This is a genomic window from Victivallis lenta (assembly GCF_009695545.1).
Taxonomy (GTDB): domain Bacteria; phylum Verrucomicrobiota; class Lentisphaeria; order Victivallales; family Victivallaceae; genus Victivallis; species Victivallis lenta.
In genome coordinates this window covers 75710-99779 of the sequence record NZ_VUNS01000015.1, presented here as the reverse complement: position 1 = coordinate 99779, position 24070 = coordinate 75710, and the positions used below count along the sequence as shown (strand labels likewise).

General features: G+C 59.6%; 22 protein-coding genes. 14 read left to right on the top strand and 8 right to left on the bottom strand.

Annotated features, from left to right (window positions below; genetic code table 11):
- Positions 1-70 precede the first annotated feature (70 nt).
- Entirely contained in the window at positions 71-466 is a 396-nt protein-coding gene (locus FYJ85_RS13880) for a hypothetical protein (RefSeq protein WP_154419256.1), read from the top strand.
- 128 nt (positions 467-594) lie between these two features.
- Positions 595-1164, top strand: coding sequence for a hypothetical protein (locus FYJ85_RS13875; protein ID WP_154419255.1), 570 nt, complete (start codon positions 595-597; stop codon positions 1162-1164).
- 148 nt (positions 1165-1312) lie between these two features.
- On the opposite strand, the gene FYJ85_RS13870 is transcribed toward FYJ85_RS13875, so the two are convergent.
- On the bottom strand, positions 1313-2140 hold the full coding sequence (locus tag FYJ85_RS13870) for a helix-turn-helix transcriptional regulator (RefSeq protein WP_206213191.1): 828 nt from the start codon (positions 2138-2140) through the stop codon (positions 1313-1315).
- A 91-nt stretch (positions 2141-2231) separates the two neighbouring features.
- On the opposite strand from FYJ85_RS13870, the gene FYJ85_RS13865 reads away from it, so the two are divergent.
- The 4 genes from FYJ85_RS13865 (at position 2232) to FYJ85_RS13850 (ending at position 5764) form a co-directional block, all read left to right on the top strand.
- Positions 2232-3251 (top strand): DUF4838 domain-containing protein, encoded by a 1020-nt coding sequence (locus tag FYJ85_RS13865; protein WP_154419253.1) that lies wholly within the window; start codon positions 2232-2234, stop codon positions 3249-3251.
- Positions 3252-3517: 266 nt separating this feature from the next.
- A complete protein-coding gene (locus FYJ85_RS13860) occupies positions 3518-4120 on the top strand; it encodes a hypothetical protein (protein ID WP_154419252.1) in 603 nt (200 codons plus the stop codon).
- Complete coding sequence (locus FYJ85_RS13855) at positions 4041-4820, top strand: hypothetical protein (RefSeq protein WP_206213190.1); 780 nt, start codon at positions 4041-4043, stop codon at positions 4818-4820. Before FYJ85_RS13860 ends, FYJ85_RS13855 begins: the two co-directional genes overlap by 80 nt.
- Positions 4821-4888: 68 nt before the next feature.
- Positions 4889-5764: a hypothetical protein gene (locus FYJ85_RS13850; RefSeq protein ID WP_106051904.1), complete on the top strand. Its 876-nt coding sequence runs from the start codon at positions 4889-4891 to the stop codon at positions 5762-5764.
- A 94-nt stretch (positions 5765-5858) separates the two neighbouring features.
- On the opposite strand, the gene dnaA is transcribed toward FYJ85_RS13850, so the two are convergent.
- Together dnaA and FYJ85_RS13840 are read right to left on the bottom strand one after the other, a co-directional pair.
- Entirely contained in the window at positions 5859-7256 is a 1398-nt protein-coding gene (dnaA, locus tag FYJ85_RS13845) for a chromosomal replication initiator protein DnaA (RefSeq protein WP_158703713.1), read from the bottom strand.
- Positions 7257-7709: 453 nt separating this feature from the next.
- Positions 7710-9071 (bottom strand): PHP domain-containing protein, encoded by a 1362-nt coding sequence (locus FYJ85_RS13840; RefSeq protein ID WP_154419250.1) that lies wholly within the window; start codon positions 9069-9071, stop codon positions 7710-7712.
- Positions 9072-9260: 189 nt separating this feature from the next.
- Between FYJ85_RS13840 and FYJ85_RS13835 the strand changes: the two genes are divergently transcribed.
- From FYJ85_RS13835 to FYJ85_RS13805, 7 genes are all read left to right on the top strand, one after another.
- Positions 9261-9647 carry a Fur family transcriptional regulator gene (locus tag FYJ85_RS13835; protein WP_106051900.1) on the top strand — a complete coding sequence of 129 codons (387 nt, stop codon included), beginning with the start codon at positions 9261-9263 and terminating at the stop codon, positions 9645-9647.
- 16 nt (positions 9648-9663) lie between these two features.
- Positions 9664-10047, top strand: coding sequence for a desulfoferrodoxin (locus tag FYJ85_RS13830; RefSeq protein WP_106051899.1), 384 nt, complete (start codon positions 9664-9666; stop codon positions 10045-10047).
- 103 nt (positions 10048-10150) lie between these two features.
- A complete protein-coding gene (locus tag FYJ85_RS13825) occupies positions 10151-11362 on the top strand; it encodes an FprA family A-type flavoprotein (RefSeq protein ID WP_106051897.1) in 1212 nt (403 codons plus the stop codon).
- A 35-nt stretch (positions 11363-11397) separates the two neighbouring features.
- Complete coding sequence (gene rd, locus FYJ85_RS13820; RefSeq protein WP_106051896.1) at positions 11398-11559, top strand: rubredoxin; 162 nt, start codon at positions 11398-11400, stop codon at positions 11557-11559.
- Between the two features lie 20 nt (positions 11560-11579).
- Positions 11580-11948 carry a DUF3192 domain-containing protein gene (locus FYJ85_RS13815; protein ID WP_154419249.1) on the top strand — a complete coding sequence of 123 codons (369 nt, stop codon included), beginning with the start codon at positions 11580-11582 and terminating at the stop codon, positions 11946-11948.
- 71 nt (positions 11949-12019) lie between these two features.
- Entirely contained in the window at positions 12020-12472 is a 453-nt protein-coding gene (locus FYJ85_RS13810; protein ID WP_154419248.1) for a YaiI/YqxD family protein, read from the top strand.
- 150 nt (positions 12473-12622) lie between these two features.
- A complete protein-coding gene (locus FYJ85_RS13805) occupies positions 12623-14470 on the top strand; it encodes a hypothetical protein (RefSeq protein WP_154419247.1) in 1848 nt (615 codons plus the stop codon).
- 72 nt (positions 14471-14542) lie between these two features.
- On the opposite strand, the gene FYJ85_RS13800 is transcribed toward FYJ85_RS13805, so the two are convergent.
- A complete protein-coding gene (locus FYJ85_RS13800; protein WP_154419246.1) occupies positions 14543-17470 on the bottom strand; it encodes a fibronectin type III domain-containing protein in 2928 nt (975 codons plus the stop codon).
- Positions 17471-17612: 142 nt separating this feature from the next.
- On the opposite strand from FYJ85_RS13800, the gene FYJ85_RS23170 reads away from it, so the two are divergent.
- Positions 17613-17804 (top strand): hypothetical protein, encoded by a 192-nt coding sequence (locus tag FYJ85_RS23170; RefSeq protein WP_106051889.1) that lies wholly within the window; start codon positions 17613-17615, stop codon positions 17802-17804.
- Positions 17805-17985: 181 nt separating this feature from the next.
- Here the strand turns inward: FYJ85_RS23170 and FYJ85_RS13795 are convergent, their stop codons facing one another.
- From FYJ85_RS13795 to fusA, 4 genes are all read right to left on the bottom strand, one after another.
- A complete protein-coding gene (locus tag FYJ85_RS13795; protein ID WP_177994830.1) occupies positions 17986-19326 on the bottom strand; it encodes a metallophosphoesterase family protein in 1341 nt (446 codons plus the stop codon).
- Positions 19327-19575: 249 nt separating this feature from the next.
- Positions 19576-19887, bottom strand: a complete 312-nt coding sequence (locus FYJ85_RS13790) for a ferritin family protein (RefSeq protein ID WP_106051887.1) — start codon at positions 19885-19887, stop codon at positions 19576-19578.
- Between the two features lie 88 nt (positions 19888-19975).
- Positions 19976-21826, bottom strand: coding sequence for a hypothetical protein (locus FYJ85_RS13785; protein ID WP_154419244.1), 1851 nt, complete (start codon positions 21824-21826; stop codon positions 19976-19978).
- A gap of 94 nt (positions 21827-21920) precedes the next feature.
- On the bottom strand, positions 21921-23936 hold the full coding sequence (fusA, locus tag FYJ85_RS13780) for an elongation factor G (protein WP_154419243.1): 2016 nt from the start codon (positions 23934-23936) through the stop codon (positions 21921-21923).
- Positions 23937-24070: the final 134 nt, after the last annotated feature.

Below are 24070 nucleotides of genomic sequence, written 5' to 3'. Positions count from 1 at the left end.
CTTGTTGAAATATTATTATGATTGAGATATATTATATGACATGGAACACTTCATCTAATGAGGGAAATGTATGTTTCTGCTGAAAACCTTCGGCTTGATATGTGCCGCATACGGCATACTGTCGGTCTTAACCGGCTGTGATTCCACGGTGGGTTTTAAATCCCAGGTCAGAACGGAGACTTGGGAAGCTGTCGTTATTCTGGAGAATGAGCCCCGAGTGCCGGATGCGGACCAGCCGTCAATCCAGACCGCCGGTCAGGAGAATTCAATCTCCGTGCCGGATGTCGCGCTTGAAAATATGGCTGTGGATAAATCGGAGAAGACGGTGTCCCGAAAAAGCGCCGGTCGTGAACCGGTGAGAAGTTCTGCGGCATCCGCTCCGAAAGCTGTTTCTGCGTCGCCGGCCGCGAATGAGCCGAAAGCTTATTATGAGCTGGATGAAATCGAAGAACCTGAGACGTTCTAGCATGTTGTAACTCGAATATGCGGCAGGAGTTGCTGACGGGCTGCAAATGCAGATTCCCTGAGTGATGCAAGGTCCGGGTCAGTTGTCCGCCGGTTGCGAAAGATTCGAAAAGTGAAAGGAAAGTCCGAATGATGAAACGAAATCCGATTTTTGTCATGCTTGCCGTTTTGTTTGTCGCTTTCGGGGCCGCGGGCGAAGAGAAGGAGACCGTCAAGGTCAAAAGCGGAGCTTTGCTTGAGGTATGGCAGCTCCCTAAAAACTACCGGTGGGGAACCCGGCCCCAGACTCCCGCAGTCGGAAGCATTGTGGATAACGGCAATGGCTGGTCCGTGAAAGCACTGGCCGATTCTGAAGAATTGGCGCCAATGCAGTCTGCCCGCAATCTCATGCTGAAGTGGTCCGGACTCCTTGCCGTCAAGAAGTCCGGAGAGTGGAAGTTTTCGATCGTCGGACCGACCAGGGGAGATTATTCGATTCTTCTTCTGGTTGACGGTAAGGAGCTGGCTAAAATCGTGTTCGAAAAGCGGGGACAGGAATTCACGGCGATTGGAAAAATTCAGCTGAAACCGGGGTATCATCCGATTTCAGTTTACGCGGCAGGGAAAATCGGGCGTTTGATTGCCCCGTCGATTCTTGTTTTCGAACCCGGGGAATCCCAAAGCCGTCCTCTGACTCCCGGAGAGTTGTTTCATCGGTAGTTTGATTCAAGTGTGGGCAGATATCCTGCTCTCAGCGATGTTGTATCCGCCCCGGCCCCGATGGCCGGGGTTTTTCTGTTTACCGGGCCGCCGTCTGCCGGGGCATAACCGGAATTCCGTTCGGGATGCCGGAATGCGGAAGGGAATGCTACAGCTGCCGGAAATCGCGGGGCGAAATTCCGTAATGGCGTTTGAAGATGTTCGAAAAATAATAGGCGTCTGAGAATTCGAGGGTGAAGGCGATCTCCTTGACGGATTTCCCGGTATTTCGGAGCATGACCGCCGCCAGTTCGAGCTTCTTTTTCAGGAAATACTGATAGGGCGTCTCCCCGTACTCCCGCTGGAAGATGCGGATCAGCTGGGAAGGGGAATAGCCGAATTTCCGGGAGAGTTCGGGCAGCGAGAGCGTACGGACGGCGTTTCGCTCGATCCAGCTCTTCAGCTCGGCGGCGATCGGATTCCGGCAGGCCGGGGCATCCGAATAAAGCTGCCGGGCGATTCCGTAAACGAGCTTGTGGGCGACCAGCGTCGCCGTTTCGTGGGCGCTGCCGGTATTGCCCTGCATCTGTTCGAGACAGCCGCGGAAAAGCTCCTCCTGCCCGGAGTTGGGGATGTATTCGACATGCTCGAGGCGGTAAAGGCGGAGCAGGTCGTCGATCAGCGTTCCCTGGATATTGAACCAGATTTTCACCCAGCAGTCATCGGGATCGGTCCGGTAGCTGTAGGTCGATCCGCGGTGCGCGATGTAGATGTCTCCCTGTGCCGGGAAGCAGCGGCAGCGCTCGGTGGTGAATTCGCCGCGCCCGCTCACGATATATTCCAGCACGCATTCGCGCGAAGCGCGCCGCCCCAAGGCGTAATTCGGCCGGCAGTAGGTCATGCCGCAAAGCGGCATATAGAGCCGTTCATCTCCTTCGAATGGAAAACAGACCACGCAGAGTTCGTTGAATTGTTCGATTTTGCGCAAAATGCTCATCTTTTTTCCAAATATTCCATTCCCGCGGAGCGTGTTGTTGTATATAATATACCGATAGAGAACAAACGTCAACAACCGGGAAAGGATTATCATGAATAAAAGAGGCATCGTGCTGACCCCGCCGGATTTTTCCGGCGTGGACTGGAAATCCGGGCTGGCGGAGCTGCGGTTGAATACGCTGGGGGTTCATTCCGGCGGCGGCGCGAACCATGATGTGCTCCGGCAGCTCGGCGCGACGGCGTCGGAGGAGTTCCGCCGCGATTTCCGTTCTGCCGGAATCGAGTGTGAATACGAAGTTCACGCTGCGGCGTCGCTGCTGCCTGTCTCCCTGTTTGAAAGCCGCCCGGAATATTTTGCGCTCAGTTTCAGGGAGGAGAGCCGGAGCGCGACGGCGAACTGGTGCGTCACGAATCCGGACGTTCCCGCGATTCTGGCCGCCAACGCCGGCCGCCTGGCGGAAAAGCTGCGTTCGACGACGCACCGCTATTACTTCTGGGGCGCCGACCGGGAGGACGCATACTGCCACTGCCGGGAGTGCTCGAAGTACACTGCGTCGGAACTGAATCTGCTGGGCGTCAACGCGATTGCCGACGGAATCCGGCGCGTCGACCCGCTGGCCGAGGTCGCCTGCCTGGCGTACCTCGGGTGCTATGAGGTGCCGGAACGGGTCGAGCCGCGCGAAAATGTGTTTCTCGAATTCGCCCCGTACGTCCGCTGCTATCATCACGCGCTGAACGATCCGGCGTGCGCGGTGAACCGGAGGTTTTTCAATGCTTTCCGGGAGCTGGGCGCTTTCTTCGGGATGCGGAATACCCACATCCTCGAATACTGGCTGGATTCGTCGCTGTTCAGCGGCTACCGGAAACCGGCGCGGCGGCCGTTCGTCCGCCCGGAGCTGCTGCGGCGCGATCTGGATGCGTACGCGGGCGCCGGAATCCGGAACATCACCTCGTTTGCCGTCTACATGGACGGCGAATACTTCTCCGCCCACGGTACGGCCGCCCTCGAGGATTATGCGGCGGCGCTGCGGGAATTCCTGCCGGACGACGGCAGTGTCCCCGGGGCCGGAGCCGTCAGGCCGGACTCGGAAAATCAGGTTCCGTGCTATTGAAAATCCGGAAAGGAGTGACTGATCATGAATGAGAGAATCCGTTTCACGCTGAAACATCCAGCCGGGCTACCGGCACCCGGGCACGAACACGGTCTGGCGGGGGGCTCTGGTTCCGCCCGCGTTGCGCGATGCGCGGATCGCCGCCTGGAACGGGGCCGGGACGCTGGAGTTGAACTTTCCGGACCCTGTGCGGTACGGCGCGGCCGATCTGCGGAGGCTGGACCATTTCGGCGGCCGGGACGACTGGGCCTGCGCGGTCGTTCTGTTTGAACCGCCGTGCGGGCGGCGGCATCCGCGAGTGGCGTTCTCCGGGCGGTTCGCCGCTGATCCGGGATTGCCGCTGGGGGACCGACCGTGGTTTCGGCCGGCAGTCGCGGCCGGCCTGCCGGCCGGACTTCGCCGAGCTGGACACGGAGACGGAGTGCCTTGTCCGCAGCCGCGACGGTTCGCTGCCGCTGCGATTCGCCGGCAGGTTGCGCTCATACTCGTTGTGGCGGGCCAATGCGGCGCCGATCTGGTTCGTCCGGGACTACGAGTTCCGTCCGGACGGTTCGGTCCGCCAGCGTGCGGAGCTGCTTGCCGACGGGGCTCCGCTGGCGGATGAGTGGCGTCTCTTCCTGCGCTGCACTCTCCCCGGCGCGAACCGGAGTGAATGGAAGGATGAGTGCCTGACCGTTCAAAGCGGTAATCCTTGCGATATGCGGGCTGACCTTGCTGCCTGCGGCGGGAGTCCCGGGTTCCGGGACCGAGATCACGCTGTCGGATTACGCCGGCCACCCCGCGTTTGTGATGGACAACGGCCTGGTGGAGCTGATCGCCGTGCCGCGTTTCAATCGGATTCTCTCGTTGCGGCTGAAGCCGGACGGTGAGAATCTGCTCTGGAACAGCATGGAAGAGGTCTTCGCCGGCTGGCGCAACTACGGCGGCTCCAAGCTTCTTCCGGCGCCGCAGAGCGCATGGCCGAAAGGCTTGTGGCCGCCGCATCCGGAACCGGACCAGCTTCCCGGCACCCATGAATTTCGAGGAAAGGGACTGCTGCTGCGCATGCCGGACTCTCCTCACTACGGCATACGCTTCGAGCGGCTCGTCATGCTGGCGGAAAGCGAGCCGGAGATTATTTTTCAGGATACCATGATCAATGTTTCCGACCGGCCGCAGCGCTGGGCGATCAGGGAGATCATCCAGTTCCGGAACGGCGGAGAGGTGATGATTCCCGACGGACGCGACGGAGCCGTGCCGGAGATCCGGGGCGGTGAATCCTTCAGGCCCGGCCGGGAGACGGGGCGGATAAAGCTTGCCGCCCGGCGGGAGAGGGCCAAAGCGTTCATTTCGTCCCCGGCCGGGGGGATCGGCTGCCGGCTGGGCGGTGTCACCGCATGGCACACGCTTTCTCCGGAGCAGCCGGTGCTGCCGCGGCCGGCGGGGGAGGCGCCGTTCAGCATCTATTACTGCCGGAAGTACTTTGAAGTGGAGATGGTCGGCCCGGAGTGGACCCTGTCGCGGGGAGAGTCGAAAACGCTCGTGCATCGCCGGCGCCTCGAAAGACAGGATTTGATTTTTTCTCCATGATCACGTATATTGAAGGAGCGTGGATGCAGGGAATCCACTCCTGTCAACAACCCCATGGAGACATCGATATGAAAGTGATCGGAATTCTCGGAATTGCCGCGGCAATCCTGGCTGCGGGCGCTGCTGAGGTTCAGGTTTCGGACCTGACCGGCAACGCGAAGGTGAGCAAATTCAAAATCTACGGGAAAAACCGGGTCGTCAACGCCGGATTCCCGATTACCGCTCTGCCGGCGGATCTGGCGGGGGAGACGTTTGTCTCCGTTCCCCGCGGTGCGGCCGGCCAGCCGGGAGCCGCTTATTCGGTTTCGGTCGACCGCCCGGCCAGGATTTATCTGCTGGTCCAGAATCGCGGCACCCCCGCCGTTCCGGAGGGGTGGACCAGGCTTCCCGCCACCGTTTGCTGGGGAGACAATTTTACGGATTCCGTCTACCTGAAGCAGCTTGATGCGCCGGGGAAGGTGGAGGTGCCGGCCCATGACGGCAGGCAGGGCGGCAACTTCGGCATTCCCAACGCGCTGGTGATCACCGATTCGGACAGGGACGCGCTCGCTTCCCCGGCGACGGAAAGCCGGATGCTGCCCAAAAACCGGATGCGGGTCGTCGGAGGAAATTTCGTTTTCGGCGAATTTCCGGCTTTTCTGAAGGATCTGCCGCTGATCTCCGTTCCGCGCGGCGCCTCGAACCGGCCCGGCGCGGGCTACTCCTTCGTATTGAAGAAGCCGGCGAAGCTTTATCTTCTGGTTCAGGACCGCGGCACTCCCGCCATTCCGGAGGGGTGGAGAAAAGAGGAGGGAAAGACCGTGTGGAGCGCCGGTTCCGCCAGATTTACGGATTCGATTTATTCGAAGCAGTTTCCGGCGGGAACCGTTGAGATTCCCGCCCATGACGGAAAGCAGGGAAATTCCTTCGGCGTGCCCAATGCGGTGGTGATCCGTTATCAGTAAGCCGGATTGATACGACAGCCGGCCGTTCTCCGGGAGGGGAACGGCCGGTTTTTGCATCGACGGGCAATTCTGCCGCCGGGAGGGGGGATGCCGCTCAGCCGCGCTGCAGCTGGCGCTTGATCTGGGAGATCGCCCGGCGCACGCCTTCATTGGCTTCGCAGAGCTGCGGCACCTTCTTCTCCGCATGGAGCACCGTCGCGTGGTTCCGGCCGAAGGCGGAGCCTACTTCGTTCGACGAGCTTTTGGTCAGCTCGCGGCATAGAAACATGGCGATCATGCGCGGTTCGGCAATGCCGCGATTGCGCTTCTCGCTCAGGATGTCGGTCATCGTGACGCCGAAATGGGAAGCGACCGTACGCTGGATCGACTCGATCGAAATATCGCGGGCCGAGCTCTCCTGGGCGAGCTGGCTCTGCAGCAGCTCTTCGGCCTGGCTGATCTCAAGCTTGCCTTTGCCGCTGAACGATGCGTAGGAGGCGAGGCGGATGAACGCGCCGCGCAGCCGCCGCACATTCGAGGCGATGTTGGCCGCGAGAAACTCCAGCAGCGAATCGTCGAGGATGCTCTGTACGAGCGTCTCGCTGCGCATCATGCGCAGGATCGACAGCCGCGCTTCGTATTCGGGCGGACAGACCTCGGCGGTCATGCCCTGCTCAAAGCGGGTTTCGAGCCGCTTGTCGAGATCGGCGATCTCGCACGGCTGCCGGTCAGAAGTCAGCACGATCTGCTTGTGCTGGTTGTAGAGCATGTTGAAGACGTTGAAGAATTCGACCTGCATCTGCGTCTTTCCGGAGAGCATCTGGACGTCGTCGATCAGCAGCACGTCGACATTGCGCAGATTCGAGCGGAAGGTGTTCAGATTCTTCTTGTCGAGCAGATTGTAGTAGAAATCGTTCAGCAGTTCGTCGCAGGTGGTCGAACGCACGACCATCCTGTCGGAGTTCCGGCGCACCGTCGAGGCGATCGCGTGCAGCAGATGGGTCTTGCCGACTCCGCTGACACCGTAGAGGAACAGCGGGTTGTAGACCTTGCCCGGCGCTTCGGCAACGGCGCGCGCCGCCGCATAGCCGAAACGGTTTTCGGCGCCGACCACGAAATTCTCGAAGGTGTGTTCCTCGAGGCTGATCGGGGCGGATGTGTTTTTATGTTCCGCACTCCGCGGCCGGACCGGTTCGGCCGCGGCCTGCGCCTTTTCGTTTTCTGCGGCCGGGCGGATGTTTTCTTCGAGAACGGGTTCATGGCCGGGTTCGAGTTCATAGCTGTAGCTGACTCCCCCGATTCCGGCGAGCGCCTCAAGAATCAGGTCGTCGTACTGATCTTCGATGATGCTCGCGAAAAAATCGTCCGAAACACCGAGTTTCAGTGTCGCTCCCTCTACGGCGAGGGGGGTGATCTTCCGGAACCACTGACGGTACAGATGCTTGTTCTGCTCCATCAGACGATCCGCGGCGACAGACCAGATTTTCGCCACGCGGCTCTCTTGCGAATCCATAACTCCAATATACCTGTTTTTTTGCTTTAAGCCCATTTCAAAAACATCCGCTTTCAGGGATGCATGCGCGACTGCTTTTAAAATGGACTCAAACTGCCCTGCGGCCGATTGACCTCTTTCCCGTACCATGCCGATTCATTGCAAGGCAGTTGCGAACCGAATCCGCGCCTCCCTCTGCGCCGGGTGGAAAATCCGCCGTTTTTGAGCGGAAATTCCACGATTCAACACCATTGACAACTCATCAACAACTTATTAACAACCCGCCTCTTTCGCTTGAGGCGCAACACTGATCAATTTAGCCGCGGTACGTCAATAATTCAAATCGGAATCGCGATCTTTTCATGAAAAAAAGTTCGAAAAAAGACTTGACAAAATCGGGACAATGCGCCTCAGAAAAGGCGCGGGAAACGGCCGGAAGCCGACAGCTTCCGGCCAATGAACGAGTTACGGGAATCAGGCGGTCGGTTCGATGGAATCGATCATGGATTTCACCTTTTCGGCGCTTTCGGGCCACTCCCGCACCGTCTCGAAGCGGGACGGCGTCAGGCATTCGCCGAGGCGCGCATAAAAGGCGTTCCGCTCCCTGCGGCCGGGCAGCTCGCGTTTGGCCCAGTCGCTCAGGTAGCCGCGGCTGAGCTTCGAAAACAGCGTATGACCGGCGAGAATCCGCGCGCCGGCGATGAAGGTTTCGGCGTGCTTGCGCAGCCCTTCGCAGTTGATGTCGTCGACGAGCTTGAGGCCCGGCGCATTCATTTCCGTGCCGATGACGACCGGCAGGTCGCGTTCGACGCAGGCAGCCACCACGCGGTCGAGCTCGGCGAGGTGGCGGGCGGTACGGGCCGGGTTGTCCGGATAGCAGTTGCGGTCGGGGATGATGTTCAGCATCGCCGCGCCCTTGCCGATATGCAGGTCGAGCAACCGGTCGACGTCGGCCTCTCCGCCGGAGAGCCCGTTGAGCCACGCGATGGTCGGGATCGCGCCGCATTCGAGAATGAAGCTGTTGAAGGCTTCGAGCGGCGGGAAGGATTGCGGCGTCGGCGCGATGTAGCCGACTCCGCCCTTTTTCATGGTCGCGGAACGGATCTTCGCTTCGAGCTTGACCGGGTTGTCGATGAGCTTGACGGCCTCGGCGGCCGGAATGCCGAGCTTGGCGCTCCAGAATTCGGCCAGCGTCTCCCGACGGGTGAAAAGCGCTTCGGCTTTTTCGCGGTAGGCCTGACAGAGATGGCGTTCGGTCGCATTTCCGGCCGGGGTCAGTGCGGTGACGTCCTTTTCGAAGTCGAGCCGGACCGGGTCGAGTTTATCGTTCACAAGGCCGATGATTTTTTTGATGCGCGCGGCCGCCTGCGCGCGCATCGTGTGCGCGAACTCGCGGGCGCAGGGCGGAATTTCTCCGGTGTCGAAGCCGAGCCCGAGATGGTAGGCGATGCCGGGTTCTCCGGGAGAGTTGATCGATACGTCGGCCAGCTCCTTGAAAAACACGCGCGTTTCGATTCCGCAGGAGTAGTTGATGTCGAGTTCCTCGGCGCTTTCGCGGAACTCCTCGACGGCGTCGAGCACGTCGAAGTCGATGATCCCGGCCGCCAGCCAGCCGGACTTCTTCGCGAGGTAGGCGATATACGCCGGCGTATAGTTGTAGCCGTTGTAGCTGTAACAGGTGTGACAGTGCATGTTGTGCAGCGTGCCGGCCGGTTCGGACGGCAGCTGGCGGTTGCGGCACAGTTCGGCGATTTCGGCAAGTGCGTTTTTCCGGATCGCGCGGTCGGGCGAATTGAGTTCCAGTTCAAGCGGCCTGAGCTCCTCTTTGCTGATCATCGGCATCCTCCTTTTCCATATTCGCTGTGTTGTACAATCGCATGATGAAGCTAATATAGCGGCGGGGCGGCGGGTTTCAACTCGAAAAATCGGGTATTTTTCCAAAAAAATGCTTGCATCGGGACGGGAGCCCGTGTATAGTATGAAAAGAAGGAATGATTATCAAATATTGGCAGGAGGAGAGCGGCCATGAATCGAACAGCCCAGCGGGAGGCGATCCTGAAGGAGTTGCGTTCCGTCAAAACCCATCCGACCGCCGATGAACTGTATGCGGCGCTGCGCGTCAAGCTTCCGACCATCAGCCTCGGGACCGTCTACCGGAATCTGGAGCAGATGTCTCAGGCCGGGATCGTGCGGAAGCTGGAGACTGCCGGCAAGCAGAAGAGATTCGACGGCGATATATCGGAGCATCATCACATGCGCTGCACGGTCTGCGGCGCGGTCAGTGACGTCTCCCCCGCCGTGTTTTCGGGAATCAACCGTGAAATACGGTCCGTTATGGAAGAGCTGGATTGCGACTCGTTCTATCTGGAACTGAGCGGCAAATGCCAGAAATGCAGAAAACAGAAGGCTTGAAGAGGAGGAAGAGAAAATGCAGCTCGAAAAGAAACAGTTTCTGAAGTGCAGGCTCTGCGGAATGGTCATTCAGGTGCTCGACGCCGGCAACGGCGCGCTGCCGCTCCATTGCGGCGCCGAGATGGAAGTGCTCGAGGCCGGTACCGTGGACGCTTCGAAGGAGAAGCACATTCCCGTGATCGAAGAGCAGAATGACGGCATTCTGGTCAAAGTCGGCGAAATTCCGCACCCGATGGAGGAAAAGCACTACATCGAGTGGATCGAGGTCGAAAACGGCAACTACCTGAACCGTTACTACCTGAAGCCCGGCGACAAGCCGCAGGCGTCGTTCTACGTGCCGAACCAGCCGGGCCTTGTCGCCCGCGAATACTGCAACATTCACGGCCTCTGGAAGAAATAATCGGGCTTTTTTCAGGAAATTGCGCCGGAAAGAGCTGGACACGGCTGTTTCCGGCGTTATATTTTATGCAGAAGAAAACAGTTCAATAGCGGGATTGTGAAGCATGGAAGAGTATTTCAAAGCAGTAAAAGTAACCGAGAACGTCTACTGGGTCGGCGCGATCGACTGGAGCATCCGTAATTTTCACGGCTATGAGACGGGCCGCGGGTCGACCTACAACGCGTTTCTCGTGCTCGATGAGAAGATCACGCTGATCGACTCGGTCAAGGGGCCGTTCGTCGGCGAGCTGCTGGCGCGGATTCGCTCCGTGATCGGCGATGTTACGAAAATCGACTATATCGTTTCGAACCACGCCGAGCCGGACCACTCCGGCGGGCTGCCGGCGACGATCGAGGCGATCAAACCCGAGAAGGTGTTCGCTTCCCCCGTCGGGCAGAAGACGCTGACCGCCTACTACGGCGATCTCGGCATTACCCCGGTCAAGACCGGTGAGGCGATCAGCATCGGCAAGGGAAACATCGCGTTCGTCGAAACGAAGATGCTGCACTGGCCGGACAGCATGGTGACCTATCTCGACTCCGAGAAGATTCTGTTCTCGCAGGACGCTTTCGGGATGCACCTGGCCGGCAGCCGGCGTTTTGCGGACGAATACGCGCCGTTCATCCTCGAATACGAGGGACGCAAATATTTTGCGAACATTCTGAACCATTTGGCTCCGAAAGTGATCGAGCTGCTCGACGCGCTGCCGGGGCTGAATCTCGACATTCAGATGATCGCGCCGGACCACGGCCCGATCTGGCGCCGTCCGGAGGATATCAGGTGGATTCTCGACCTCTACCGCGATTGTGCGATGCAGCTGCCGAAGCCGCGCGCGGTGGTCGCTTTTTCGACGATGTGGCATTCGACCGAACGGCTCGCCGAAGCGCTGGCCGACGGCATCCGCTCCGCCGGCGTCGAGGTCAAGGTTATGGACCTGCATGTGAACGACCGCAGCGCGGTCATGACCGAGGTTGCGAACTGCGGGCTCATGGCGTTCGGCGCGCCGACCATGAACAATCAGGTGTTCCCGGACATGGCGGACATCCTCTGTTATGTGAAGGGACTGCGCCCGAAGAACAAGATCGGCTTCGCCTTCGGTTCTTACGGCTGGAGCGGGGAGGGCGGCAAGCAGATCGCCGCCGAGCTGACCGCGATGGGCGCCGAGCAGCCGTGCGAGCTGTTTCAGGTCAAATACATGCCGACTGCCGAGGATATGAAGCGGATGTTCGAAAACGGTGAAAAATTGGGCCGGCTCCTGTTGGAGCGGGTGAAATAAAGAGAAGAAATCCGAGTAAAAGAGGAGGTATGAACATGAAAAAGTATGTGTGCGATGTTTGCGGTTATGTCTATGACCCGGCGGTCGGCGATCCGGACAACGGAGTTCCGGCCGGCACCCCGTTCGACAAACTTCCGGACGAATGGGTCTGCCCGGAGTGCGGTGCGGGCAAGAGTGAATTCTCCCCGATGGACTGACCGCAGAAACGGAGTTTCGCATGGCTGTTTTCCGTAGAACCGTCCTGGTGTGCGCGGCGGCGCTTCTGCTGTCCGGCGCGTTTGCCGGCTGCTCTTCGATGCCTTGGAATGAGGCGGCGCGCAACATCGAGAACTCGAAGCGGCTCCGGGTCGGCATGACCAAGAGCGAAGTGCTCGGCGTGATGGGCGACCCCGTGTCGGACGAGCTGTTTTCCACGCCGGATGTCTGGTACTATTTCATCCAGACGGTCTGGATGGACGGCCTGACAACCGAGGATGAGTGCATGCCGCTTGTTTTCGAGGACGGCAGGCTGGTGGGGTGGGGCAACCCGTTCTACACGCAGTACCGTATCGAAAAGAAGAAGGGCGGGAAAAAGCTGGAGCTGTAAAACTCCGGTATTTCGAAAAAGGGCGGCCGTCCGGCCGCTCTTTTTTTATCGCCGGAGCCGGAGGGGAGTTCATGAAGGTACTGGTTGATGCGGACGCGGTCCCGCGCGCGATCCGGGAGATTCTGATTCGGGTCGCGGAGCGGGAGAAGCTGCCGTGTGTTTTCGTTGCCGCGCGCATGCCGCGCCTGCCGGAATCCGCCTGTGTCCGCGGCATCGGCGCGGGGGATGCGTTCGACGGCGCAGACGACCGGATCGTCGAGGAGCTGGAGCCCGGCGACCTGGTGATTACGGCCGACATTCCGCTGGCGTCGCGCGTGCTGGCAGGCGGGGCGGAGGCGCTGAATCCGCGTGGAGAGCCTTATACTGCGGCGGGAATCGGCAATGCGCTGGCCATGCGCGAACTGCTGGCCGAGCTGCGGATCACGGGTGAGGTCACCGGCGGCGCACCGCCGTTTTCAGCGAAGGAACGCGAACGGTTCACGAATGCGCTGAATCGGATGCTGACCCGGATGCGGAAGCGGTAAAACGCACGGTATCCGGGAAGCTGCCTTCAGGTTCCGGCGTATTTTTCAAAAAAAGCGGCGCACGTTCCCTCTGCGGCTTGTTTTTTTCATTCCGCCGACATATTTTAACCGGGGAACGGAGTTCGGAAACATTACGGAGAAAGCCAGGTCATGAAAAGTTTCAGGGACATGCTCGACATCTGGAAGTGCAACTGTTACCCGGCGGCGGCCGGGCTGACCGTCCTCCTTACCGCAGTCGGAGTCGCCTGGAACTGCGAGCGGGGCCGCCAGGTGAATCTGCTGCTGCCGGCGCTGGCGGTTGCCATGCTTGTCTGCGGCTTGTTTTTCTCTCGCGGGGAAAGGTACGGAAAAACCGGCAGGTTTCTTGCGCTGTTTCTGCCGCTGCTTGTTTTCTCCTGCCTGATCGGAGGTTTCTGTGTCGATTATTCGGAGATGCCCTTTACGGTGAACGTGGAAGGCCGGATACTCCAGTTCGGAACTTCCGGCAGGGTTTATTCGGATAAGGCGCGGATCGTCATCCGGGCGGTCACCCTGAGTGTGTTTTTTGTGGCCGGGCTTTACGGTTGTCTGGCCGGAGTCGCCGGCCGGAGAATCGGTAAAACGACTGCCGTCTCCATTCCGGCCGGGGTGATCCTGTTCTTGTTCACCGGGCCCCTGATGGCCGGTATTTCCGCGGCCCTGTTTCTGATGCTGCCGTCTTCCCGGCTGGATTACATGTACATTCCTTATTGGAGCGGATTCATTCCGGCGATTCCGGCACTTGCGCTCTGGTGTGTCCTGCTCTCCGGACGCGGTGCGAAAAACTCCATACGGCGCGCGTTGACCGATTACGGTGTCATGATTGCGGTTTCTCTGCTGGTCTTCGGCGCTGCATACGGTATGACCGTGGTCCGGGCCTGGAACGCCCTTGCTCTGGCGGAGAAGTCCGGCCGAAAACTTTCATTCGCTCCGCCGCAGGATGAAGAGGGCGCCGCGGCCTGGAGGAAGCTCGGCCGGGCCTCTGCCGATTGGATCAGGTACGACGATCCGGAGCGGCCCCGTCCTGAAATTCCGCTGGAGTCGGTTTATTCCTGGACGAACCCGGACAAAAACGGTATTTCGGAAGAGGACAAGGCGTTCGCCCTGGCCGCAATCCGCACCCCGGAAGCGGCGGAATTCCTCGCCGCCGTTGCGGAGCTCGGAAAATACCCGGCGTTTTACAGCGGGGAGTTCGACAACATTGCGCATCTGTCTGAATTGAACCGGGTCCGCAGTCTCATGCGCAAGCTATGCGGCATTGCCGCCATTCACCACTATTATGGGGAACACGAACAAATACTGCCGGTTCTGAAGCTGGGGTTGAACATATCGAAGGCGGCGGCGGCCGGCCCCCCCACCACGATCAACGGGCTGGTCTGCATTGCCGTCGATTCCATACTGGCGGATTCCATCGTCTCCCTCGGGCCGGACGGGCCGGAGCATGCCGATGATTACCGTGAGTTTCTTGATTACTTCAATACGGATTATTCCGTGCCGGATGATTTGGAACTCACGGCCGATTATCTGAAGAGGGCGTTGGAACGGCCGGAAGAGATGAAATATATGTTTTCGGACCAGAAAGTCCCCCGCCTCCTGCGCATCTTCTATATTTCGGATCTTTCCGGAATGGTGCGGGAGCGGGCGGAGGCCCAGCCGCAGATCGGGCTTCTCCGGAATTCGGCGAAGCTCGAATATGACGGCGGCGGGTATGTCGGGGAGTTCGTGCGTGCGCTCCGGAAGGAGAAACACCGCAACGGCTTGTTCCGGACGGCGGTCGCCCTGAAGCTTTACCGTTCTTTGCACGGGGCGTATCCGGAGCATCTCGACGCGCTTGTTCCCGGAATATTGCCGGTTCTTCCGGCCGATCCCGTGACCGGCAGGCCGTATGAATACCGGAAAGACGGCGATGACTTTAAACTCAGTTACCGCGTATCGCCCGCAGGGCTTGAATCCGGCATCGGCAGCAGGGTCGGTTATTGAGGCGCCTGCCGCCTGTTCCGCTCTGCCCGGACCGGCTGCATTGACGGGGCCGCCGGGCCGGAGCGGTTACGATCAGGAGGCTGCGGTGAATAGCGGCGCCGGCCGTCTGCCGGTCTCTGCACGGTCGAGCAGTTCGGCAGCGGAGAGCTTCAGTTCCGCGTCAAGCCTGAGCGCGCGGCAGAACGCCAGCGGATCATCCACGAGTCCCGCTATCGCCTGTACGCCGGAATCGAACCCGGCAAGCTGTGCCACATCCGGGAGCTCCTGATTGAGTTCCGCCGTCGGAAGGTCCGTTTTGATCGTTGCCTTTCCGTTTTTGGGCTTGCTTTCGTTGCCTTCCGCATCCACGGCAATGAGTTGATACTGGTAAGACCCTTTGGCGATTCCGTCAATCCGGAAGGCCAGTTTATCTGCCGCCAGGAACTCGGAGTGTTCGAGATTGGCGCCGTGTTTCAGAATATAACCGGTCACGCCGACGTTGTCTTTCGGCGTCTTCCAGCTCAGGAGCAGGCTGTTTTCTTCGACCTTCGCCTTGACGGAGACATTTCCCGGTGCGGTCATGTCCCTGACGGTGAAGGTCTGAACTTCGCTCCACTCGCCGACATTCTTGTCCTTGTCGACGGCGCGGACTTTATAGGTGTGTTCACCGACCGAAAGGTTGCTGACGTTCAATGTGGTCTTGCCCGATTTCAGGATTTTTCCGTTGTCGAGCAGGATTTCGTAGTTCGCCACTTTGCCGGAGTTGTCCACGCCGGTGTCCCAGGAGAGCGTCGCCTTGTATTTGCCGTCCACGACCGGAACGGCAAGGCCGGTCACCCGTTCCGGCGGAGTGGCATCCCTGACCGTGAAGCTGACCTTGGTTTCCCTGCTTGCGTTTCCTTCCGCATCGTAGGCAACGACATAGGCGGTCTGCTTGCCGACTCCGAAATCGCTCAGAACGGCGGTGGAGGTCGTGGTTTGAGTCTTTTTGTCGCCGCAGGTAACCACGTATCCGGCGATACTGCCGGAGTTGTCCTTGCCGGAGAGCGCGAAGCTCACGGTGTAACCGTTGACCGTCGCTCTGGCCTTCACCGAGGTCGGTGCGGTCATGTCCCTGACGGTGAAGGTCTGAACTTCGCTCCACTCGCCGACATTCTTGTCCTTGTCGACGGCGCGGACTTTATAGGTGTGTTCACCGACCGAAAGGTTGCTGACGTTCAATGTGGTCTTGCCCGATTTCAGGATTTTTCCGTTGTCGAGCAGGATTTCGTAGTTCGCCACTTTGCCGGAGTTGTCCACGCCGGTGTCCCAGAAGAGCGTCGCCTTGTATTTGCCGTCCACGACCGGAACGGCAAGGCCGGTCACCCGTTCCGGCGGAGTGGCATCCCTGACCGTGATTTTCACCTTGCCGGTCTTACTTGCATTGCCGGCCGCATCGAAGGCGGTTACTTCCGCATGATATTTGCCGACAGCGAGATGGTCGAACTCCACGGAGGTTCCGGTTGCGGTTTTGACCTGACCGGCGCAGCGCACTTCATAGTATTCGACGCCGACATTGTCGGAGCCGTTCCACGAGATTACGCCGGTGTAGCCGTTGACTGCCGCCGTCACTTTCCCCAGCTTCGGAGCTGTCACGTCGGCCACGGAGACCGTGTACGATTCGCTCCATTCGCCGGCGTTTCCGTCCGGAGCGATCACGCGGACGCTGCCGGAGTACCTGCCGACCGGAACGTTCTTGAAGGTGAACTTGTTCGACTTCGTCACCACGCTTCCCAGGCCGTCGACCAGAAGCTCGTATGTACAATTCCGGATGGACGATTTGTTCCATTTCACGGTGACGGAATACTGTTTGACCTGCGCAGCGAGTCCGTCGATGTTGTCCGGCTCCATCGGAGCCGCCCCGGAATCCGCCGGCAGCCTGATGGAGCTCAGGCGGTCTTCGGCCTGGTCGCGTAGCATGACCGTGGAGTTGTCCTTCCAGAACAATGTCAGGTCGAAACCGCTGATCGCCTGCTCGTGGATCAGCTTCCACATGTCGCCGGAGATTTCGTAGACGGAAAGGCGGTTGCCGCCTTCCTGATCCGAAGCCAGCAGCGCAACCCGGTTCCCCTGCAGGTCGATTTCGGACGCCTGGTAACCGGACGGAAGCGAAAGGGGAACATCCGGCAGGCGGCTGACATTCCCCCGGGAGTCGATCCGGTAAGAGATCATGCTGTCTCCTTCATACCCGTAGGAAACGGCATATTTCCCCGAAATCGTCAGCTCGCCTGCATCGGGGAGGGGGAAATCGAATGTTCCGGCCAGTTCCGGTTCGGTCCCCGCAATCCGCCAGACGCCGGAATCGGTGACGGCAATTTGCGAATTCAGGAAATAGATTTCGGGCCAGCCGCCGGAGCTGGGCAATGTGAACAGTCTGACCGCCCTGCCGCCGGAGTAGCGGTAAACCGTGGTGTTGAGGCTGAATAATCCGGAAGAATCGGCCGACATCCGGGGGGAGATGTTTTCGCTCTGCATTAGGGTGCCGTAAAAATCATACCGGCTGCCGTTTTTCACATAAAGTTCTCCGTCCATCAGCAGCAGGGTGTCATCAAGGGCGAGGTTCGGCCACGGATCGCTGCAGCGAAACGATACGATGGGTCTGGTGTACTTGTCGGGATGCGCCAGGTAGTAGTTCAACGGCGCGGAGTCATTGTGGAAATCCTGAGTCATAACCATGCAGATCAGATTCGGGGAGAGGGCGGAAATTTCGTACCACTCCTTTCCTTCGCCGCCGAACCAGATTTCCGGACTCCGCTCCGAGGCAATGACGTTTCCGGCCGCATCCAGCGCTTCCACCTGCCATGTGCAGAAATCTTGGTTATGAATCGTTTCCGTATGAGTTTCCCCCGTGACGACTCCGGATTTGACAACACTGCCGCGTTCATCGATCAGGCTGAAACGGTAAGAGGCCGCGCCGGCAGCGGCGGTCCATTGGAACGTGAATTTGTCTTTTGAGTTGAAAATCAGTGATCCCAGTTGCATGTGCATGTGTCTCCTCAGTTTGTTTTTTGTCGTTCGGTTCCGGGACATGAAAAGGCACATCCCGAATGATTATCCCGCAAGAGGCACTAGCAAGCCCACACGACGACAAACACGGAATGTGCCTAAAAGGAAGACACACTTCATGCAGTCGGCCGTCGTGATTGAAATTGCTAGTTTCCTTGCGGGGCCGTTCTACGATTTTAATTTTTCAGTTCAGATTCAGTTTGTTTCTACGGTTTCACATCCTTTCCGGCTGGTAAACTTTCATTTTAACATAGTTCCTCGAAACCGAAAAGTCAAACCGGAAACGGCAATCGCGCATGAAGTTGTTTGATCGTCGCAGGGCCTGCCGGTGCCGGTTTCTACGGCTTCGAGGTCCGATGAGGGAAAAACGCGGAATTGCTTGATTCTGCGATTGCGGGGGGAGTATGACGGCAATGGCGTGCCGGATGGACTTTGCCCGCCGTTTTCTTTGCCGGCGGCGGGCCGCCATCCTGTCGCGTTTTACTCGGCGGTCAGTTCCGGCCGGATTTTTTCTCCGGGGTGGTAAAGCCGCACTCCAGGGGGACGCTGCTGCGCTTCCCGAAGGATTCGATCGCGTAAAGCTTCGCGCGGTATTCGGTGTTCGCTTCCAGTTTCTCCCCGGGAATTTCAAAAAGCGGCCGCGCCAGCATCCGGTTGACCCCCTGGGGGAAGTCGGAGAAGAAAAGGATTTCCCCGGCAGGTTCAAAGTTCCCGGAAGGATTCCGCTTTTCCAGAACAAGCGCGTAGGAGTGTACGAAATCCTCGTGCTTCGCCGCGTCGAAGGTCAGCAGCGCCTTGTCAAAGGGCACCGACGGGAAATAGATTCCGCACTCGGAGCCGCCCGGAAATTCAGGCGCGCCGCGCCGGGCGGCGCGCTCCGCCGTATACCGGAAGCTTTTTCTGGCAAGCGGGAGCGGCAATACCCAGCGCGCTTCCGGCTTGACTTCTTCGCCGTTCTTGTCGAAGCGGCGGATTTCCATGCGCTCCGGATACACGTCGACGATCAGGTACCGCCCTTCGTCTCCGCCGTAAGCCGGAACCGTACCGGGCGTTTTCCCGCTTTCGAGTTCGGCATAAGAGAGGCTCTGTGAGGCGACTGCGGTGAAATCCTGCTGAAAGATCGCACGTTCATCTTCGATGGAATAGTGGGTATGGCCGGAAAAATTTACAATCTCGGGATAGTTCCTGAAGAGTTCGACCAGATCGGAATTGCCCCAGTCATCCGCACCGTAAACCGTATTCCTGGGGGGATGATGGGTCACGATGAAAACCGGTTTCCCCGGCTGTTCGCGATGCGCCTTCTCCAGAATCGGGGCAAGGAATTTTCCGGATTTCCCGGCCGTGTAGGTGCCGTGAAGCGAGCCGTCTTCGGGGCTCAGGCCGATAAAGGTGAAGCCTTTGATCTCCTTATGCACATCCGGGGATTCCTGGCCGATGTTCCTGGCGAAATTCTTCCGGGCTTCCCCGGCGGGGAGACCGTTCCAGTAATCGTGGTTGCCCATGATCAGAATCTGCTCCGGCGGAGTGCTGCCGAACTCGTGGCGCATGATTTCCCGATAATCCGCGTAAACATGGGGATTGCCGTTGTCGGAGATGTCGCCGCCGTAAATCAGGACGTCGATCTGCGCCTTATGCAGGTTGGCGAGCGCTTCCTTTAAAAAAAGTTGCCCGTGATTGTTTTCATCCGGATAGCTTTGGGTATCGCTCAGGACCCCGATGCGGATCAATGGCTGACAATCTGTTTCAGTTGTTCCGACTCCGCAGCAGCCTGCGACCAGCGCCAATGCCGCGCCCAGCAGCATGTTTTTCCATTCGTGACCCGCTTTTCTCAATTCTCCGCTCCTTTCTTCTTCCGGCATCTTCAGGGATACCGGGCTTTCTTTCAACCGGATCTGTCAAAAATATCCGGCAGACAGGAATATTATATCTCCCGGACACAGATATGGCAACCGCTGTGTTTCCGATTTCAGGACAATCCGGCAAATTTTCCGGCATTCCGGCCGCCGATCTTGCGCTGAGATGAAAAAACGGCCGGAGGCGTCGCCGCTCCGGCCGTTTCGTCTTCGTTCCGGTGGGGAACGCTACTTTTTCGCGGCGAGCTTCTTCATCATCGCCTCGACCTCTTCGCCGCCTTCCTTGTAGAAGTCGAAATCGGTCGGGCTGATCTCCTTGAGCACGCGGAGCAGTTCGCCGACATGCTCGAGCTCTTCGTCGGCGATGTCCTTGAGGACCATCTGGACGAGTTCGTTGTCGGTGGATTCGGCGAGCTGCATGTACATCTGGTTGGCCTCGTATTCGGCCGCGATGTTGAAGCGGACGGCGCGGACGACCTCGGACGGGCTGAGTTTCCGGTCGCAGCGGTTGCCCTGGAACGGATTGCTGAATTCAGGCATGATCTCTTCTCCTTCTTTTGAATATTACTCTTCTGCGGTCTCCCGGCCGCACACCTTAATGTAGACGCTGTCGCGGAGAAGTCAAGCGTTATTCGGAAGAAACTTCGGGAGAGGCATAAATGCGGTATGCTTCACGCCCCCAGTCGCAGAGCGCCCGCAGCAGGAGCAGCGCCAGAAGTCCCGCCAGCAGATAGGCGTGTCCCGCGAGGTAAAGGAGCGGGAAAAGGATGCAGAGCAGCGCTCCCTGCTTCCGGCCGGTCCGCAGGAAATGGAACCCGAGCGGCAGCAGGCCTGCCGGGAACAGGCAGAGGAACGCGCCGAGCTCCTGCAGCGGCAGCATCGGCAGCTTCACGCCGAAGGGCGGCACGAGGAACAGCGTCAGGAGGATGAGTACGCATACTGCGGCGGCTTCGCGGCGGGAGAAGGTGCTCCAGCATTCGATGGCGGCGAATGCGCCGAGCAGGGCCGGAAGCGAGGCAAAGAGAAAGCGGCGCGCGTCGCAGAACGTGTGACTGTATCCGAAGAAGAACCAGATCAGCGGAATCGCCCAGAGCGCGAACAGGGTGCGCAGCTTCGCATTCCGGAGCAGCACGAGCCCGGTGATGCCGAGCGCCCAGAGCGCATGGTTGGCCCCGGCGAGGAAGCGCGTGTGCGTTCCGGCCAGGAACGTGCGCAGCGTGAAGCCGTTGGCGGGACGGAGCCCGTCGGCGACCTCGGGATAATGCAGAATGTAGCCGAAGGTCAGCGGGCTGCCGAACTGATGGAAGTTGATCCAGAGCTGAAAGCCGAAGACGGCGAGGAATCCCGCGGCCGCGAGCGCAGTCAGCGCCAGGAGCGTTTTCCACCGCTTCAGCTCCGGCTCGAAGCGGTGAAATGCGATGTAGGCGAGCGCCGGGGCAAGCAGGATATAGTTGATCCGGAGCAGACAGGCGAAACCGTACAGCAGCCCCAGCAGGAGGACGGACCGCTTCCGGGCCGGCATGTACAGCGCGAACGCGATGCAGCCGAGGATCGCGCAGACTCCCGGCGTGTCGCTCATGGCGTTGAAGCCGGAGTTGATGAGCGCGCTGTAGAAGTTCCACCACTGGCCGGAGATCGCGCGGATCATGAAATAGGACTGGAAAAAGTTCGCATCCCAGTTCTCGATATGGAAATGGACGAACGGCCAGACCGCCCAGCAGGCGATCGGGAGCGCGGCGCGCAGATTCGAAAGGCCGAGACGGCGCAGGATCGCAAAACCAAGCACCAGCGCTCCCGGCGCGAGGACGAAGGCCGAGAAGTACGAGAACGGAATCGCAATGTCGTAGAAGCTTTCCGCACCGGTCGTCAGCAGGAACGGCAGGTAGAGCAGCCCGGTTCCGACCGTGAATCTCCACGGACCGGCGAAACGCCCGTGAAGCATGTCGAATGCGGTTTCGAAGTATCCGGTCTCATCGGCCGCGGCCGCAACGACATTGTTCCATTCTGTCAGCAGATTCAGCAGGAACAGCAGCCGGATGAGCACGATTGCGGCGATGAAAAAGCAAGCTTCCGTCTTTGAATCGAGCGGCGGCGCCTTGGAGCTTTGGCGCTTGACATAGCCGAGCAGCACGAGCGCCAGCGCGATTCCGGTGACCGCGACGAGGGCGATGCGGATATACGGCGGATGCGCTTTCCGGACGATGCTGCGGACGCCTTCCTCATCCGTGCGGTAGACGAGTTCGGGGGAGGCGTATCCTCCGCCCGGCAGCGGATAATAGGCGTGATAAGCTGCGAGCGGATGCCGGACCGTGTAGCCGGTGACCGGTTGAACCGAAGCCGGAATCCGGGCAGCTTCGATGCTGCCGATGATGTCCGAGCTCCGGTCCGGCTTCTCAAAAACGGGGAGGCGTTCCCCGGAAACGGCGCCCCCCGCGCAGAAGGCTGCCAGAAACAGCGTGAGCCAGAGAATGATTCGCATATCCGTCCGTCCTTTCGTAAGCCGATGGAAAAAATACACCGCGAAGGCGGCAATTGCCACTTCCGCGGTGTATTTTTCGAAAGAAAACAACCGGTTACTGTTCGGCTTCGAGCTCCGCCTGATGTCTGGCGATGATCTCGGCCGCCACATTCGGCGGGACCTGCTCGTAACGGACGAAGCTCATCTCGAACGAGCCGCGCCCCTGCGTCATGCTGCGCAGTTCGGTCGCGTATTTGCGCATTTCGGCGTACGGAACTTCCGCGACGACGACCTCCATGCCTTCCTCGACGTTCATGCCGAGAATGCGGCCGCGCTTGTGGTTCAGATCCCCCGTGATGTCGCCCATGTACGCATCGGGAATGTGGACTTCGACATGCATGACCGGCTCGAGCAGAACCGGATTCGCCTGCGTCATCGCCTCCTTGAACGCCATGCGCCCGGCGATCTTGAAGGCCATTTCGTTCGAATCCACCGGGTGGTATTTGCCGTCGTAGACCGATACCCTGACCCGTTCGACCGTGCAGCCGACCAGCGGACCGCTCTCGAGCATCTCCGCCACGCCTTTTTCCACCGCGGGGATGAAGTTCTTCGGAATCGTTCCGCCGACTACGTCGTTGGAGAATTCATAACCGGCTTCGTTCGGCGCGATGCGGAGAAAGACCTCCGCAAACTGCCCGGCGCCGCCGGTCTGCTTCTTGTGGCGGTAGTGTCCTTCGCCCGGCGCGGTGATCGTTTCGCGGTACGGCACGCGCGGCGTGTCGAGGACGGCCTCGACCTTGAACTGGTCCTTCAGCCGCTTGGCGACGATCGCCAGGTGCTGGTCGCCCATGCCGGAGAGCAGGAATTCGTGGGTGACCTCGTCGCGGCGGAGCCGGACGGTCGGGTCGCATTCGCGGATTTTCGCAAGGCCGGCCGAGATTTTTTCGTCGTCACCGGACTTCGCGGCGGTCACCGCATACGACATGACCGCGTCGGGGAAGACGATGCCCGGCAGCGGGGTTTCGGTCTGAACCGCCGAAATCGTGTCGCCGATATGGGTGTCCTTCAGCTTGGCGACGGCGAAGATCGCGCCGGGACCGGCCTCCTTGACCGGCGTCTGGCTCTTGCCGTTCATGAAGAGCAGCGTCCCGAAGCGCTCCTTCGCCCCCGAACGCGACAGGTTGAAGACGTCGGTGTCGGATTTGAAGACGCCGGAGACCGTGCGGATGAAGGTCAGCTGCCCGCTGAACGGGTCGTTGAGGCTCTTGAAGACGATGCCGATCGGCGGGCACTCTTCGCCGATCTTGCGTTTGGCCCCGTCGACGGTGACATAGTTGAGGGGGGAGGGGAAAAGCTCGACGATCGCATCCATGAGCTCCGTGATGCCGATATCCTTGACGGAGCTGCCGGCGAACACCGGAATCGTGCGCCCGGTCTTGATCGTTTTCAGCAGCCCGGTGTGGATCTCTTCATCGGTCAGCTCCTCGCCGTCGAGATAGCGCATCATGAGCTCGTCGTCGGTTTCGGCGACGGCGTCGAGCCAGAGGGCGCGGCACTCGGCCACGTCTTCGGCGATTTCGGACGGGATGTCCTTGTCGAAGAGGACGTTCACGACCCGGCTGAAATTCGCCTCCTGCCCGACCGGCCAGTAAAGCGGGATGATGACGTTTTTGCCGTGGTTGCGGCGCATCTGCTCGAGCGTCGCCTTGAAATCGGCGCGTTCGCGGTCGAGCCGGTTCACGATGCCGAACCGGGGAATGCCGCGCTGCTTCGAGAGCTTCCACGCGCGCGCCGTGCCGATCTGGGGGCCGTCGACCGCGTCGACCACGACCAGCGCGGCGTCGGCTTCGCGGACCGCCGCGACATATTCGCCGACGAACTCCCCGTAGCCCGGCGTGTCGATGAAGAAATATTCGTCGCCCTTCCATTTGCAGTTCATGACCGTGGAATAGATGCTCGAGCCTTTTTCCTGTTCATCGGCCATGAAGTCGGAAACCGTATTTTTTGCGTCGACGCTGCCCGGCCGCGGAATGGCTCCGCCCTTGAAGAGCATGAGCTCGCAGAGCGTGGTTTTTCCGCTGCCGGAGTGTCCGGCGACGACGAAGTTTCTGCACTCGGTTGCTTTGGTCATAGATCCCCCTCCTTATTGAAAGTTCGGTTCATGAATCCATAAAAACAAAATGCCTGCGGCTTCCGCCCGGAGCTCCCCGGGCTGCTTTAATACTAGCATATCCGTTTTGAAAATACAACCCGGATTTCAGGTGA

Bases quoted from the DNA above. Each gene is read 5' to 3' on its own strand.
- FYJ85_RS13785 (WP_154419244.1), bottom strand. From the start codon at position 21,826: ATGCGAATCATTCTCTGGCTCACGCTGTTTCTGGCAGCCTTCTGCGCG.
- FYJ85_RS23170 (WP_106051889.1), top strand. From the start codon at position 17,613: ATGCAGTCGGCCGTCGTGATTGAAATTGCTAGTTTCCTTGCGGGGCCG.
- FYJ85_RS13865 (WP_154419253.1), top strand. From the start codon at position 2,232: ATGAATAAAAGAGGCATCGTGCTGACCCCGCCGGATTTTTCCGGCGTG.
- FYJ85_RS13815 (WP_154419249.1), top strand. From the start codon at position 11,580: ATGGCTGTTTTCCGTAGAACCGTCCTGGTGTGCGCGGCGGCGCTTCTG.
- FYJ85_RS13810 (WP_154419248.1), top strand. From the start codon at position 12,020: ATGAAGGTACTGGTTGATGCGGACGCGGTCCCGCGCGCGATCCGGGAG.
- FYJ85_RS13835 (WP_106051900.1), top strand. From the start codon at position 9,261: ATGAATCGAACAGCCCAGCGGGAGGCGATCCTGAAGGAGTTGCGTTCC.
- FYJ85_RS13790 (WP_106051887.1), bottom strand. From the start codon at position 19,887: ATGCCTGAATTCAGCAATCCGTTCCAGGGCAACCGCTGCGACCGGAAA.
- FYJ85_RS13880 (WP_154419256.1), top strand. From the start codon at position 71: ATGTTTCTGCTGAAAACCTTCGGCTTGATATGTGCCGCATACGGCATA.
- rd (WP_106051896.1), top strand. From the start codon at position 11,398: ATGAAAAAGTATGTGTGCGATGTTTGCGGTTATGTCTATGACCCGGCG.
- FYJ85_RS13840 (WP_154419250.1), bottom strand. From the start codon at position 9,071: ATGATCAGCAAAGAGGAGCTCAGGCCGCTTGAACTGGAACTCAATTCG.
- fusA (WP_154419243.1), bottom strand. From the start codon at position 23,936: ATGACCAAAGCAACCGAGTGCAGAAACTTCGTCGTCGCCGGACACTCC.
- FYJ85_RS13875 (WP_154419255.1), top strand. From the start codon at position 595: ATGATGAAACGAAATCCGATTTTTGTCATGCTTGCCGTTTTGTTTGTC.
- FYJ85_RS13825 (WP_106051897.1), top strand. From the start codon at position 10,151: ATGGAAGAGTATTTCAAAGCAGTAAAAGTAACCGAGAACGTCTACTGG.
- FYJ85_RS13800 (WP_154419246.1), bottom strand. From the start codon at position 17,470: ATGCAACTGGGATCACTGATTTTCAACTCAAAAGACAAATTCACGTTC.
- FYJ85_RS13805 (WP_154419247.1), top strand. From the start codon at position 12,623: ATGAAAAGTTTCAGGGACATGCTCGACATCTGGAAGTGCAACTGTTAC.
- FYJ85_RS13870 (WP_206213191.1), bottom strand. From the start codon at position 2,140: ATGAGCATTTTGCGCAAAATCGAACAATTCAACGAACTCTGCGTGGTC.
- FYJ85_RS13855 (WP_206213190.1), top strand. From the start codon at position 4,041: ATGGACAACGGCCTGGTGGAGCTGATCGCCGTGCCGCGTTTCAATCGG.
- dnaA (WP_158703713.1), bottom strand. From the start codon at position 7,256: ATGGATTCGCAAGAGAGCCGCGTGGCGAAAATCTGGTCTGTCGCCGCG.
- FYJ85_RS13850 (WP_106051904.1), top strand. From the start codon at position 4,889: ATGAAAGTGATCGGAATTCTCGGAATTGCCGCGGCAATCCTGGCTGCG.
- FYJ85_RS13830 (WP_106051899.1), top strand. From the start codon at position 9,664: ATGCAGCTCGAAAAGAAACAGTTTCTGAAGTGCAGGCTCTGCGGAATG.